This is a genomic window from Cerasibacillus quisquiliarum (genome assembly GCF_014202495.1).
GTDB lineage: Bacteria > Bacillota > Bacilli > Bacillales > Amphibacillaceae > Cerasibacillus > Cerasibacillus quisquiliarum.
Genome location: NZ_JACHHA010000001.1, coordinates 409,964 through 424,054, shown reverse-complemented (window position 1 = coordinate 424,054; position 14,091 = coordinate 409,964). Strand labels below are relative to the sequence as shown.

Annotated in this window: 15 protein-coding genes; 1 reads left to right on the top strand and 14 read right to left on the bottom strand. The window is 35.4% G+C overall.

Annotation, left to right across the window (positions count from 1 at the left end; translation table 11 throughout):
• Positions 1–93: 93 nt before the first annotated feature.
• The 14 genes from whiA to HNQ35_RS01970 form a co-directional block, all read right to left on the bottom strand.
• The gene (gene whiA, locus HNQ35_RS02035; RefSeq protein WP_146934359.1) at positions 94–1,035 is read right to left on the bottom strand and encodes a DNA-binding protein WhiA; all 942 of its coding nucleotides are present in this window, start codon (positions 1,033–1,035) and stop codon (positions 94–96) included.
• A gap of 18 nt (positions 1,036–1,053) precedes the next feature.
• On the bottom strand, positions 1,054–2,019 hold the full coding sequence (gene mgfK, locus HNQ35_RS02030; protein ID WP_146934362.1) for a gluconeogenesis morphogenetic factor MgfK: 966 nt from the start codon (positions 2,017–2,019) through the stop codon (positions 1,054–1,056).
• 4 nt (positions 2,020–2,023) lie between these two features.
• On the bottom strand, positions 2,024–2,908 hold the full coding sequence (gene rapZ / locus HNQ35_RS02025; protein WP_146934365.1) for an RNase adapter RapZ: 885 nt from the start codon (positions 2,906–2,908) through the stop codon (positions 2,024–2,026).
• Positions 2,909–3,316: 408 nt separating this feature from the next.
• On the bottom strand, positions 3,317–4,273 hold the full coding sequence (trxB, locus tag HNQ35_RS02020) for a thioredoxin-disulfide reductase (RefSeq protein WP_146934368.1): 957 nt from the start codon (positions 4,271–4,273) through the stop codon (positions 3,317–3,319).
• 77 nt (positions 4,274–4,350) lie between these two features.
• Positions 4,351–5,343 carry a tetratricopeptide repeat protein gene (locus HNQ35_RS02015; RefSeq protein WP_146934371.1) on the bottom strand — a complete coding sequence of 331 codons (993 nt, stop codon included), beginning with the start codon at positions 5,341–5,343 and terminating at the stop codon, positions 4,351–4,353.
• A 336-nt stretch (positions 5,344–5,679) separates the two neighbouring features.
• Entirely contained in the window at positions 5,680–7,329 is a 1,650-nt protein-coding gene (locus tag HNQ35_RS02010; protein ID WP_183330114.1) for a glycerol-3-phosphate dehydrogenase/oxidase, read from the bottom strand.
• A gap of 176 nt (positions 7,330–7,505) precedes the next feature.
• The gene (locus tag HNQ35_RS02005; protein WP_146934378.1) at positions 7,506–8,048 is read right to left on the bottom strand and encodes a glycerol-3-phosphate responsive antiterminator; all 543 of its coding nucleotides are present in this window, start codon (positions 8,046–8,048) and stop codon (positions 7,506–7,508) included.
• Between the two features lie 36 nt (positions 8,049–8,084).
• Positions 8,085–8,597 carry an acyltransferase gene (locus HNQ35_RS02000; RefSeq protein WP_146934382.1) on the bottom strand — a complete coding sequence of 171 codons (513 nt, stop codon included), beginning with the start codon at positions 8,595–8,597 and terminating at the stop codon, positions 8,085–8,087.
• A gap of 3 nt (positions 8,598–8,600) precedes the next feature.
• Positions 8,601–9,236: a pyrophosphatase PpaX gene (gene ppaX, locus HNQ35_RS01995; RefSeq protein WP_146934385.1), complete on the bottom strand. Its 636-nt coding sequence runs from the start codon at positions 9,234–9,236 to the stop codon at positions 8,601–8,603.
• A gap of 113 nt (positions 9,237–9,349) precedes the next feature.
• Complete coding sequence (lgt, locus tag HNQ35_RS01990; protein ID WP_146934388.1) at positions 9,350–10,189, bottom strand: prolipoprotein diacylglyceryl transferase; 840 nt, start codon at positions 10,187–10,189, stop codon at positions 9,350–9,352.
• Between the two features lie 10 nt (positions 10,190–10,199).
• A complete protein-coding gene (gene hprK, locus HNQ35_RS01985) occupies positions 10,200–11,138 on the bottom strand; it encodes an HPr(Ser) kinase/phosphatase (RefSeq protein ID WP_146934391.1) in 939 nt (312 codons plus the stop codon).
• An 88-nt stretch (positions 11,139–11,226) separates the two neighbouring features.
• Entirely contained in the window at positions 11,227–11,586 is a 360-nt protein-coding gene (locus HNQ35_RS01980) for a phage holin family protein (RefSeq protein ID WP_146934394.1), read from the bottom strand.
• Positions 11,587–11,609: 23 nt separating this feature from the next.
• Complete coding sequence (gene bshB2, locus HNQ35_RS01975) at positions 11,610–12,287, bottom strand: bacillithiol biosynthesis deacetylase BshB2 (protein ID WP_146934397.1); 678 nt, start codon at positions 12,285–12,287, stop codon at positions 11,610–11,612.
• 22 nt (positions 12,288–12,309) lie between these two features.
• The gene (locus HNQ35_RS01970) at positions 12,310–12,657 is read right to left on the bottom strand and encodes a YojF family protein (RefSeq protein WP_146934427.1); all 348 of its coding nucleotides are present in this window, start codon (positions 12,655–12,657) and stop codon (positions 12,310–12,312) included.
• Between the two features lie 374 nt (positions 12,658–13,031).
• Between HNQ35_RS01970 and HNQ35_RS01965 the strand changes: the two genes are divergently transcribed.
• Positions 13,032–13,922 carry a cation diffusion facilitator family transporter gene (locus tag HNQ35_RS01965; RefSeq protein ID WP_146934400.1) on the top strand — a complete coding sequence of 297 codons (891 nt, stop codon included), beginning with the start codon at positions 13,032–13,034 and terminating at the stop codon, positions 13,920–13,922.
• Positions 13,923–14,091: the final 169 nt, after the last annotated feature.

Sequence of the window (14,091 nt, the reverse complement as noted above, 5' to 3'; positions counted from 1 at the left end):
AACGCTCTCAATAGGCGTTAAAAAATCCGGCTATAAATATTTTTATTATACCATGTTTCTTTGAAAACGTTAATTATCTTCTATTATGCTACTTTACATTTTTCCTTTACGAATTTTATCGGCAATTTCATCAATTCTTTTCATCCGATGATTAACCCCTGATTTGGATATTTTTCCACTCGGGATCAATTCACCTAATTCCTTTAATGAAACTTCTTCATGATTCATTCTTGTAATCGCGACTTCCTTTAGTTTTTCTGGCAAGGCATCTAGCCCAATCGTTCGTTCAATCAATTTAATGTTTTCCATTTGTCTAAAAGCAGCACCTATTGTTTTATTTATATTTGCTGTTTCACAGTTGACGAGTCGGTTGACTGAATTTCTCATATCGCGGACAATCCGAACATCTTCAAATTTAAATAATGCATTATGTGCACCAATGATACTTAGAAATTCAGTAATTTTTTCCGCTTCTTTTAAGTAAACGATAAATCCATTTCTTCTTTTTAATTGTTTTGCCCTTAAGTCAAACTCATTCATCAAATCACATAGTGCTTGATTATGCTCTTTATAGACATTGAATATTTCTAAATGATATGATGATGTTTCTGGATTGTTAATCGAACCGCCTGCTAAAAATGCACCACGTAGATAAGCACGTTTACAACACTTTTTCGCTACAATTTCATCTGATATGTTATGAACAAATGTGTATGGTTCCTCATCAAAGATTTTTAAATCTTGAAGTAGCTCACGGACCTTCGTCGTAATTCTAACGATATACACATTGTTCTTCTTTAGTTTCATTTTCTTGCGAACGAGCAAATCAATAGGTAATTGATACATTGCTTTGATTAAGGAATAAATTCTTCTCGCTATTGCGGCATTTTCCGTTGGTATGTCTAAAGCATAGCCATGCTCAGAAAATGAAATGACGCCATTCATACGAATTAATGCAGATAATTCAGCTATCATACATGATGAATCTGATTCAATTCGTGTTAACTCATTTTTTATTTCAGAAGCAAAGGACAAACTGCTCCCTCCTTCTTTTTATTTCTTAACAACTAATGAATGTAATAATGTAGAAATTTTTTCCGTATCATGACGGACTGTTTCATATTGATGCGTTATAATATCACCTTCTATCACTTCAATTCCCATATCGATTAATCGATTTCGATCTAATAAAACTGGTGCTGCTTGCTCTAATGCATATCGATCGCGTACTTCTTTACTAATAGCTTCATTATGGACAATAATAGCATCTATACAGTTATCACCTATATGATCGTTTATAGCTTGTGCATGATCAGCTGCGGTATAATTCGTCGTTTCACCTAATTGTGTCATCACATTACAAACGTATACGACCTTAGCGCTTGTCTTTTGAAGTGCTTTATCGATTCCTGGAATGATTAAATTCGGTAATATACTCGTATAAAGACTTCCAGGTGAAATAACGACAAGGTCTGCTTCTTTAATTGCTTCAACAGCATACGGAAATGGTTGAACATGTTCTGGTGTTAAAAAGATACGCTTTATTTTTTTACGTGCTAATGGAATGTTTGACTCACCTGAAACAATCGTTCCATCAGTCATTTGCGCATGGAGTTGTAAATTCTCATTAGAAATAGGATAAATCTTTCCTTTTACTCCAAATACGCGAGATAACTCTTTAACACCCGTATAAAAATCGCCTGTAACAGAAGCCATCGCCGCCAATAGTAAATTACCCAACGAATGACCAGATAAACCGTTATCAATTGAAAAACGGTACTGAAATAAATCAATTAATATTGGTTCAACATCTGACATCGCTGCAATGACATTTCTAATATCACCTGGTGCAGGCATATCGATTTCTTGACGTAACCTTCCTGTGCTCCCACCATCATCAGCTACTGTCACTAACGCTGTTAAATCAATCGGCTTATTCTTTAAGCCACGTAATAAAACGGGCATGCCTGTCCCGCCACCAATCACAACAATCCGGGGGGGATTTTGAATTGTACTCATTGGCCTACTGTCCCTTCCGTTTATCTATATCACGATGTGTAATATGTGTTATATAATCTTGCGAAAGGACTTTAGCGAAATACTCGGATAATGCAACTGAGCGATGTTGTCCTCCCGTACATCCAATTGCGATAACAAGCTGAGATTTTCCTTCCTTTTTATATAACGGGAGCATAAACTCAAGTAAATCTAATACTTTCTCTTGGAATTTCTGTGTATCAGACCATTTAAAAACATAGGATGATACATCAGCATTTAATCCTGTTAATGGTTGCAAATTTGGGACGTAATGCGGATTTGGCAAAAACCGTACGTCGAAAACTAAATCAGCATCAATTGGTAATCCATATTTAAATCCGAATGATAGCATATGAACTGAAAATACTTCTTGTTCTTCTTCGCTATATGTTTTTAAAATTTTCTCACGGAGCTCTTTCGGTTTTAAATTCGTTGTATCGATTATATGCTGGGCACGCCCTTTTAACTCATCTAATAAAAGCCGTTCTTGTTGGATTCCTTTTAATGGTAAATCACCGACAGCTAATGGATGAGACCGCCTTGTTTCTTTATAACGGCTGACGAGTTGCTCATCTTCCGCATCTAAAAACAATATATGTTCATCAAAAGATTCCTCATCACTTAAGGCGTCTAAAGAGTCGAATAAGCTATCAAAAAATTCACGCGCTCGTAAGTCGATAACAAGAGCAACTTTTTGAATCGTATTTGTAGAGTCTTTCATTAGCTCAAGAAATTTAGGTAATAATGTTGGTGGTAAATTATCAACACAATAATAACCTAAGTCTTCAAAACTTTGTATGGCCACTGTTTTTCCAGCACCGGACATGCCAGTGATAATGACTAATTTTGTCTCACTTCGTTGTTTTGTCATGCATACTCTCCTTTCTATCGCTACTTTAATAGCCGTTATCTTATGAATATGCATTAAGTACTATAAAAAAACATATGTATAATATAGTATACAATGAATATCAGGGACATACCAATTTTCTGAAGTAGCTTTAGGTCGACCTATTTTCAAACAAAAAAAAGCACAGATGAGAGAGAAATCTGTGCTAAAAAAATATATCTTATAATTAAAAAGGGGGGTCATTATTAATCTCATTATATGAGATATTTGTTTCGCCTGTGTTACAAAGGCGTTAAATTGAAATTACTTTAAGAAAAGGGCAGACAATGAATAACAGTCCTAGACTAATCAAGAGCGTATAACGCATTATCATTCTCTGTATACTTTATGGAAGATTAAAAATGATTTTGTCCAAGTCTCATTTTCTATTTATTTTGTTGTTGCTGCTTTTTCCTTTTCCTTCATTTCCTCAACATAAGCAATTGCTGCTTCAGCTGCAATACTTCCGTCTCCGGTCGCAGTAACAATTTGACGAAGTTTTTTCTCACGAACATCACCAGCTGCATAAATGCCTGGAATTTTTGTTTCCATTTCTTCGTTTGTTGGGATATATCCTTCATCATTTGTAATATCAAGTGATTTAAACGGTTCACTTAAAGGAATCGTCCCGATGTAAATGAACACACCATCGACATCAAACGTTGATTTTTCTCCTGTTTCGCGATTAACTAATGATAAGTTACTTACCTTACCATCTGGTCCATTAATCTTCTCAACTTCTGTATTCCAAATAAAATCAATTTTATCATTATTAAAGGCACGTTCTTGAATAATCTTTTGTGCTCTTAGTTCATCACGGCGGTGAATAATTGTTACCTTCTTAGCAAATTTTGTTAAATAAATGCCCTCTTCAACTGCGGAATCTCCACCACCGATGACAGCGAGTTCTTTATCTTTGAAAAAGGCACCATCACAAACGGCACAATACGAAACACCGCGTCCCACAAATTCTTCTTCACCAGGGATACCGAGTTTCTTTTGCTCTGCACCAGTTGCAATGATTACTGCTCTTGTTTTATATTCTTGATCGGCCGTCTTTACGACTTTATAATCCCCATGATCAACAACTTCTGAAATATCTCCGTATGCATATTCCGCTCCGAATTTCTTAGCATGTTCAAACATTTTATTCGATAAATCTGGTCCAAGTATATGATCGAATCCAGGGTAGTTTTCGACATCTTCTGTATTAGCAACTTGCCCACCCGGAATACCTCTTTCAATCATTAATGTGTCTAAATTTGCACGAGAGGCATATACAGCCGCTGTCATACCTGCTGGACCTACTCCTGCAATGACAACATCGTACATTCTTTCTTCAGCCATTACGATCAGCTCACTTTCTATTTTATTACTGTTAATCTAAGCGTATAAGAATTAACACATTTCGTCTATCTATTTGCTCATCTATCCCATGGATGTACTTCTTTTAACATCATTGGATGTTTCTTACATCCTTCTTTCCAAATTGTTAAAGCCTTATCTTTCTTTCCAAGATGATAAAGAGTGTAACTGTACCATCTATAATATGATAGATGTCCTTTTACTGCTTCTTTATTAATCATTCGAAAACGGTTATAAGCTGTTTCATAGTAGCCAGTTCGTCCAAGTACGGTGGCTAATCTTAACTTTTGATGGTCATGCATCGGGTATATATTTAGTAATGCACGAATGAGTGATTCATATTCCGATTGTCGTTTATCTATATAATAAAATAAAGCTAAATTTGTCACACTATTTAAAGAAGATGGGTTTTTTTCTAATTCTGCCCATTCGACTTGATATGCAGCCTCTTTTTCTCCTAAAAAAAATAAAGCTTGTGCATAATCATGTTTTGCTTGTTGATGGTCGGGAAAAAGAAGCAACATTTCTTCTAAAATAGGTAGAGCCTTTTTCCAATTCATTGTCTCCATATAAAAAAAGGCTGTTTCTTGATAAATAATTAATTCATCTTCATCATCTAATAGCCAATCATCTTGTTCTTCTAAGTCAATGATTTCTAACAATTCTTCAGCCTCATCAGCGAAGTCACCATCTGGTTCTTGCTCCAAATATGTTTCTGCATATTTTCTAGCATCAGATAATAAACCGAGGTGGGCATAATTATTCGCCAATAAATAAAAACAGTCACTATATTGTTCATTCGCTGTCTTTAATACATTCGTTAGAACTTCATTCGCTTTATGAAACAAGCCAATTTCAGTATATATAATAGACATTTGGCATTGATATAATGGATCATCTGGTGACTTCTCTACAGCTCTTTGAATCCATTTTAATGCATTGTCGAACTTTCTCTTTTTAAATGCTTTCACACCATGCGAAAAATAAAAATCTCCTTCAGGAACAAAAGGGATAACATTGTTTAACTTTTGTTTCTTAATTGATTCTTGCATAATAACCCCAATCTCTTTTCATAATTTGCACCGTACAAATTATAACATATCTAGCTTTATTTCGACGAATAGTTAGATTCATCTAGAGCACTCTAATAACATTTTATAAAAAATATCATCTTTCATGTCATATATGCAAAACAGGAGACGTTAATCATATAAAACAACCTATGAATTTAGTCACATGATGAATCATTTATTCTTTCTCGTTAGTTAGCGATATTTTGTAATACATACAGTTACTTCATACATATCCCCTAAACATTATTAAATAACTTAAGCAGAGAAAATGAGAAACCATTTCTCTGCTTACTTGACAGCTCTCTTTTATTCTTTTTACAAAAATTGCACGGCATCTTGTATTGCATCTTCTAATTCACTAACAGCTTTTCGATGTTCTTCTGTTGTCCATCGAAAGACTTTCGCCATATGTTCACATACGGATTGTTTATGCTCTCGTACCCAATCAATATCGAAAAATAGCGCGCTGGTTCTTCTAATAAAGAAATCGATTGGACGACAAACCCATTCATTGTAAATACTATAAGTTAGTTCTGCTAAAACGAGTGGATCTATCGCTTCACTTGATTGTGAACCCTTTTCTTTTTTATATAGGTCGACGATTCGATAAACATTTGTACCATATCGCTTAACAAGTCTCGCGGCATCCTTGTCACTTATTCCTACTTGAACAGCTTCTTTGATAGCTTGTATTTTAAAAGCTTGAAAACCTTTTGACCCGCCCACTTCTCCACCTGCAAGCGGTAAATCTTTTGTTATAGAGCTTGAATATAATATGCCTTCTTCTTCTTTCAATTGCTTTACTACAATATCGACGATTTGTTCAGCCATTTTTCGATAACCGGTTAGTTTTCCACCAGCGATTGATAGTAGACCAGAATCAGAATAAAAAATTTCATCTTTACGGGAAATTTCATCAGGATTCTTTCCATCTTCAGCAATCAATGGTCGTACACCAGCCCAACTTGATTCTACATCTGCCGCAGTTAAATGAAGCGTTGGGAACATTTCATGTATGGCATGGAGAATGTAATCACGATCCTCAGCCGTTGCCGTCGGCTGAGCAAGATTTCCTTCAAATGGCGTATCAGTCGTACCTACATAAGTTTTACTATCACGTGGGATGGCAAAAATCATTCGGCCATCAGGTGCATCAAAATAGATCGCTTGTTGTAATGGAAATACACGATTTGAGAAAACGAGATGAACCCCTTTCGTAATATATAAGTGTTTCCCTTTTTTCGATTTGTCAAGTTCTCGTAAATCATCTACCCATGGACCACAAGCATTAATTATTTTTTTAGCATAAATTTCATCCGTCTCATTTGTTAATAAGTCAATAACATGGACACCGACGACTTTTCCATTTTCATAAATAAAATCAGTCACTTTTAAATAATTGACGGCAATTGCACCATGTTCGACAGCTTTCTTTATTACCTCAATCGTTAAACGTGCATCATCCGTTTTATACTCAACATAGTAGCCTGCCCCCTTTAATCCTGACTCTTTTAAAAGCGGTTCCTTAGCTAATGTTTCTTCCCGGCTGAGCATTTTTCGCCGCTCACTTTTTTTAACACCTGCTAATGTATCATATAAACGTAAACCGATATTTGTTGTTAACGGTCCGAATGTTCCACCTTTATGAAAAGGGAGCATCATCCATTCTGATGTTGTGACATGTGGCCCATTTTCATAGACGACTTCGCGTTCTTTTCCTACTTCAGCTACAAGTTTAAATTCAAGTCCTTTCAAGTAACGTAATCCGCCATGTACTAACTTTGTTGAACGACTTGATGTTCCAGCAGCAAAATCCTGCATATCAACAACAGCAGTTTTTAACCCTCTTGTTGTTGCATCTAATACAATACCTGCACCTGTAATTCCCCCACCTATTACTAATAAATCAAGTTGCTCTTCGCTTTTTAATTGACTTAACATGTCATCTCTTATCATTGTGCTCATCTTACTATCTCCTATCGATTTAAATTTTACATATTTTAGGAAAAATAAAAACCGCAAAATATACTAACTTTACTCAATTAGTATATTTGCGGTTTCTCCATTTCTCCGACCATTTATATTTACTTGATAAATATAGTATAACATAAGTTTCTATTCAAACAAAAGAATTCATACAGCTACTGCCATAAATGGCGTTCTGACGTTGATACAGCAATAGCTCCGGCTTTAAGAGCAGTTGTAATATCCTCTTGCTGGCGAATTAATCCGCCAGCAATGATTGGTAATCCTGTTTCTTTCTGGACCATTTGAATCATAGTTGGCACAAGCCCAGGTAGGACTTCAATACAGTCAGGCTGTGACCGTTTAACGAGTTTTATATTATTTTTTAAGGCGAGACTATCAAGTAAAAACATGCGCTGAATAGCTAATAGGTGATGCTTCTTTGCGAGTTGTATCACATTGCCACGCGTTGATAAAACACCATCAGGTTTAATCACGTGAATAAGAAATTCCATACCATGTTCATCAGCTTTTAAACCTTGAATAAGATCAAAATGGATTAATACCTTTTTACGACAACGTCTAGCATGTCGAACAAGTTGAGTTAATTGTGATAATTTCGTTTCTAAAAAAATAACATATTTTGACGTTGTCTGTAAGGCTTCTTCAAAGTCTTTCATTCTTCGGATGGCTGGTAAAATCCCCGTTGGTATTTGCAATTGAATCGCACCCTTTCTTTTCACTCAAAGAAATGCTTATTTATTCCTTTGGCGTGCTTCCATTTCCTCTTTTGTATAAATAAGTTGCATCGGATTGCCACCTACAAAGGCTCCAGCCGGAACATCTTTATGGACAAGTGTTGCTGCTGATACAACAGCTCCATCTCCTATTGTTACACCTGGTAAAATCGTCGTATTTGCTCCAATCATCACATTGCTACCAATTTTCACATCACCGAGTCTATATTCATCAATTAAATATTCATGTGCGAGAATCGTTGAATTATAGCCAATAATCGTATTTGAACCGACAGAAATTTTTTCTGGAAACATAATATCAGGAACGACCATTAAAGCGAAAGCTGTCTTTTTACCAACGTGCATCCGTAAAAAGGTACGATATAACCAATTTTTCACACTTAAAAAAGGCATATATCTAGCAATGAAGATGACGATAACATTTTTGAAAACTTTCCAAAACGAAACGGTACGATAAATTTGCCATAATGAATTTGACCCTTTCACAGAATATCGCTTCGTCTTACGCATAAATTAACCTCCAATGATCTCTAACAATTCCTTCATATCGTCGATGATGTATGTCGGGCGATAACTTTCTAAAAATGCTCTCCCTTTATGAGACCAACTTACTCCTGCCGTCATGACACCAGCACGATGTCCCGCTTCAATATCATGATAATTATCACCGACCATTAAAGTCGTTTTTGGATTAGCATTTAGAAGCTGCATCGCTTTAATTAATGGTTCAGGATGTGGTTTGCCATGTTTTACGTCTCCTAAAGTAATTACCGTATCAAAATATTGATCTAACCCAGTTAAATCTAGTCCCATTTTCACACCTTTTCCCATTTTGTTTGTTACGATAGCCAAGTTTATATCGGCATTTTTCAATGCTGCAATTGTCTCAATCACATTTGGAAAAGCCGTTACATAATCATCATGGTGGCTAAGATTATGCTCTCTATAAACAGCCATCATTTCTTCAGCTTTTTCAGGATCAATTTTATTAAATGTTTCAAAAAGCGGTGGACCGTTAAATGATTTGATTTCTTCTAACGTGAAATTTAATCCGTATTTATCAAACGTATACTTAAAAGACTCGATAATAAGCTCGTTTGTATTAATTAATGTTCCGTCTAAATCAAATAAAATGGATTCGATTTTCATGAATCATGCCCTTTCTTCATACATATGTTATGTTAAATCTTAGACTAAGATCGCGATTAATAAAATGACGACACTAATATTCAAATAAACTAAAGTTACAGCTGAACGACAAGCTATGATCTCGCTACTTTTTTACCATCATAATGACACTTGACATGACCTGATTTTTTACGATAAATCATTAATATCATTGAACCGATAATCAAGAGTAGAGAAATAACTTGTGCTGTTCGAAAATGACCAAATAATGTGTAAAGACTATCTGTCCGCATCTGTTCGATGAAAAAGCGCCCGATTGAATAAGCGATTAAATAACTTAAGAACATAGTTCCACGTAATGGATTTTTTCGTCTGAACCATAATAAAAAGCCAAAAACGAGTAAATTCCATACAGATTCATAAAGAAATGTCGGATGATACATTACGCCGTTAATACACATTTGATTCATAATGAAATCCGGTAAATACTGATGGAAACTTTCATAGGTCGCTTCTGAAATCGGACCTCCATGTGCTTCCTGATTCATAAAATTACCCCATCGCCCTATTGCTTGTCCAAGTATGAGACTCGGAGCAGCAATATCAGCAAGCTGCCAAAAGGATACGTTTTTAACTTTAGCGAATATTATTGCAGTCAAAACAGCACCGATTAATGCGCCGTGAATGGCGAGACCACCTTCCCAAATGGCAAATATTTTCCACCACGAGGCAGATGCGTATTGTTCCCATTGAAAAATAACGTAATACATACGAGCAAACAAAATAGAGACAGGAATGGCAAATACGACGAGATCGACCATTAAATCTTTTTTTAACCCTAAACGATCTGCTTCCCTAGTTGCTAAAATTAATCCTAACAGTAATCCAAAGGCGATAATAACGCCATACCAGTATATTTCTTTTGAACCAATTTGGATAAACACACGGTTTAATGTTGGTGCATCACACGTCATGACAACACTCCTATTCAAAATTTTCTTTACCTTTTTCTTCTATAACGTGGCTAAGTTTATCGGTAAAGTCTTTTGCTGCGTTAACTCCCATCCTTTTAAGACGAAAGTTCATCGCTGCAACTTCGATAATGACTGCCAAGTTTCTTCCTGGACGAACAGGTATCGTCACCATAGGCAATTCAACATCCATAATTTTCATTTTTTGGTGTTCTAGCCCTAGACGATCATATTGTTTCGTTTCATCCCACTGTTCTAAATGAGCTATAAATGATATTTTCTTAAACTTACGGACTGAACCTGCCCCGAATAATGTCATCACATTAATAATGCCTAAGCCACGTATTTCTAATAAATATTCAATTAATGGTGGTGGGTTACCAATTAATGTATCATAATCAGCTTGACGAATTTCTACACTATCATCAGCAACTAATTGATGGCCTCTTTTTACGAGTTCTAAAGCTGTTTCACTCTTTCCTATACCACTCTTACCTGTAATCAGAACACCAACACCATGAATATCAACGAGCACACCGTGAATCGCAGTTTGTGGTGCTAGTTTAGTTTCTAAATAATTTGTTAATCGGCTAATCACGCGCGTCGTCTTACGAATAGACCGGATGACTGGAACACCAGAACGATTCGCCGCCTCAATAATTGGTATCGGTACTTCCATTCCTCTCGATATGACGATGCCTGGCGTTACATCTGTACATAAACGATTCGCACGATTTCTTTGTTCATAAAGCGGCAAGTCTAAAAAATATGCCATTTCTGTTTTACCAATTAATTGTAATCTTTCCTTTGGGTAATATTTAAAATAACCAGTCAATTCAATACCAGGTCGGGAAATATCACTTTCTTTGATTTCTCTATGTAATCCATCTTTACCAGCAACGACTGTTAAATTAAAATGTTCGATCAAATCTTTTGTCCGTACAATTGCCAATTTTATTTCCCCCTATGTGGTAGGCTTAGCTAAAATATATTCATAGCATAAATACGTTAATTCATATGTCATTGACTTTATACCCCTTTTAATACCGTAATGTATCTTTTACAAATTTACTTAAAATGAGATTAATAATAGAAAGAATGATTGCTGCAATAATCGCTGTACCAAAGCCTTCAATAACAAATGAAGGTCCCATCACACTTTGAGTAATCATGAGTGTAAGAGCATTAATCACAAATAGAAATAATCCAAGACTAATGACCGTAATCGGTAACGTCAAAATAATGAGAATCGGTTTTACAACTGTGTTTAAGGCAGCTAAAATGAAACTTGCCAATAAAGCTGTGCCAAAGCCTTCCAAATGAAATGAATCAAATATATTCGATACGAGTATTAAGGCAATAGCATTGAGGAAAATGGATAATAAGCCACGCTGTAACATAAATATCCCTCCGTATGGTATCGTTATGATTTAAAATCCCAAATATAAAACGCTTCTTTACCTAGTCGCTCTAACGCTATTTCACGTAATGACTCATTTGATTTATCTTTACGTTTAAAACCGCTTAAAATACCACTAGCTTGTGTTTTATGTGCTTGAATCGCTGCCATTTTTTGATCGAAATACGGTTCCACATCATAAACGATATCGGGTTTGCCTAAATCTTCATATGCTGTATTTGTAATGGCTTGTGCCCACACTGTCGGACGTAAGTTCTCATCCATTAATCGAACTGCCTCGATAGCCGCTCTTCCTAACGCATTATGATCTGGGTGAACAGCATGATCTGGATAATGGGTAATAACTAAACTTGGTTGTAACTTTTCTAGAAGAGACTTAATATGTAGTGCCACTTCAGTAACATCTTCAAATTCTAATGTTTTGTCACGATAACCTAATAAATGAAGATCTATATCTAACAATTTGCATGCATTGATAAGTTCCTTTTTCCGTATTTCAGGTACTGTCTCCCGGTTAGCAATAATTGGATTTCCCATATTACGTCCCATTTCACCGAGTGTGCCGCATAAATATGTTACTGGAACACCTTGTTTACGAAATTGGGTAATCGTACCTGCCGCACCAAATGATTCATCATCAGGATGAGGATAAATCACAACAACATGCTTCTCTTTATTCATATAGTGACATTCCTTTCTTTTATTATTTAAATGGTGTTTCACTTAATTGGAGTGCAACGAGTAAGCGTCCTTCTGTATCATGCCCTGCCATAAGGAGCTGTTTGTCTTCGTAAATTTCCCAATGTGTTAACCCTTCAGCATAAATCCAGCCATTTTTCGTCTTTAATCCAACACGATAATGTGCTTTATCCTTAACAATCTTTCCTTGTGTACAAAAAACATTTGCATTACGAATAAATACACCGACATTAATAGACTCATTAAAATGGCTCGCATACGCCCCATTCGTCGTCTCTAAATGAATATAAATATCTTTATGTAAAAACGTATTTAATGTTTGTTGAACTTCTTCTAACTCTATTCGTTTCATCATAACGTTCCCCCTATCTTCTTTCTATTAAGATTAGCGAAATATCACCATATCGTCAAAACTTATTCCTCATCATGTTATAAACCACCCATAACCTGGGGAATGATGGTTCATAACGTAAATGCTCGTTATGCCACACTATACATTGAAATAAACTTATTTCCAAACATGCATACATACTGATTGACATCTAATTAACAAATATATTTTATCAAATAATTTGAGTCGTGTGGAGTAACGGAGATTATATTTTGGCTTTAGGAAAAAGACTTGACTCAACAATAGTATCTTTAACAAAGCTAATAACATTGCTCTAGACCCACCTCTATAACATCTGATACGATTAAATTAGCTTAAATAGGCGGTGAAATAATGTGAAAAAAAACACAAAAAAAATTGTCTTCGCTACATGGATAGGAATTACCGTAAATGTCATGTTAACGATTTTAAAAGGAATCGGTGGTTTCCTTTCAGGTAGTAAAGCGTTGATTGCAGATGCCATTCATTCTGCTTCAGATATTATTAGTTCCGTTATTGTCCTATTCGGTGTGCGTATTGCGAACAAGCCGCCTGATGAGGAACATCCATATGGTCATGGAAAAGCGGAAAATATAGCTTCTAATATTATCGCTCTTATTTTAATTGTTGTCGGTATTGAAATGAGTATTTCTTCTTTTAAAGTTTTTTTAGGTGACATGCCAAAAGCACCAACAAGAATAGCACTCATCATTTTAATTATTTCAGTTATAATGAAAGAGTTATTATTTCAGTATAAATATTACGTCGGTAAAAAATATAATAGTGCAGCACTCATAAGTGATGCCTGGCACCACCGTTCTGATTCATTATCTTCAATCGCTGCATTGCTTGGTGTCAGTGCAGCCATGCTAAGTGATACGTTACAATTACCGCTACTTGTCTATGGGGATGCTGTTGCGGGTATCTTAGTCTCAATCATCGTTATTAAAGTTGGTTATGATTTAGTAAAAGAATCGTCTACTATTATGTTAGAAAAAGTTCTTACAAAAGATGAGACAAAAAAATATATCGAGACCATTCATTCTATTGAAGGCGTTTTAGTTATCGATCAACTTTATGCTCGAACACATGGCAGTTATATCATCATTGATATTAAAGTAGCCGTTGATCCGTCTATTTCTGTTAAAGCAGGGCATGATATCGCAAAGAAATTAAAACAAACATTAATGGCTGAACATAAAGAAGTAGCTGATGTTCTCGTCCACTTAAATCCTTATTTTGATTAAATGTACTGTAAGCCTCCTTTCTATTCCAAAAACTTGGAAGAGCTTTATCTTAAACCGTTACGTTAAGAAACTGTACGTTCATACAATCAATCGTTCAGCCTATAATGTCAAAGGAAATATTAACGTCTGTATCTATTAAGTATTTAAAATAGCGGAGAAAATCATGACT

What these genes read in the sequence shown, in the direction of transcription:
- bshB2 (WP_146934397.1), bottom strand. Translation starts at nt 12,287, where the DNA reads ATGAATAAAGAGAAGCATGTTGTTGTGATTTATCCTCATCCTGATGAT.
- trxB (WP_146934368.1), bottom strand. Translation starts at nt 4,273, where the DNA reads ATGGCTGAAGAAAGAATGTACGATGTTGTCATTGCAGGAGTAGGTCCA.
- HNQ35_RS01970 (WP_146934427.1), bottom strand. Translation starts at nt 12,657, where the DNA reads ATGAAACGAATAGAGTTAGAAGAAGTTCAACAAACATTAAATACGTTT.
- HNQ35_RS02015 (WP_146934371.1), bottom strand. Translation starts at nt 5,343, where the DNA reads ATGCAAGAATCAATTAAGAAACAAAAGTTAAACAATGTTATCCCTTTT.
- mgfK (WP_146934362.1), bottom strand. Translation starts at nt 2,019, where the DNA reads ATGAGTACAATTCAAAATCCCCCCCGGATTGTTGTGATTGGTGGCGGG.
- HNQ35_RS02010 (WP_183330114.1), bottom strand. Translation starts at nt 7,329, where the DNA reads ATGAGCACAATGATAAGAGATGACATGTTAAGTCAATTAAAAAGCGAA.
- ppaX (WP_146934385.1), bottom strand. Translation starts at nt 9,236, where the DNA reads ATGAAAATCGAATCCATTTTATTTGATTTAGACGGAACATTAATTAAT.
- rapZ (WP_146934365.1), bottom strand. Translation starts at nt 2,908, where the DNA reads ATGACAAAACAACGAAGTGAGACAAAATTAGTCATTATCACTGGCATG.
- HNQ35_RS01980 (WP_146934394.1), bottom strand. Translation starts at nt 11,586, where the DNA reads ATGTTACAGCGTGGCTTATTATCCATTTTCCTCAATGCTATTGCCTTA.
- HNQ35_RS02000 (WP_146934382.1), bottom strand. Translation starts at nt 8,597, where the DNA reads ATGCGTAAGACGAAGCGATATTCTGTGAAAGGGTCAAATTCATTATGG.
- lgt (WP_146934388.1), bottom strand. Translation starts at nt 10,189, where the DNA reads ATGACGTGTGATGCACCAACATTAAACCGTGTGTTTATCCAAATTGGT.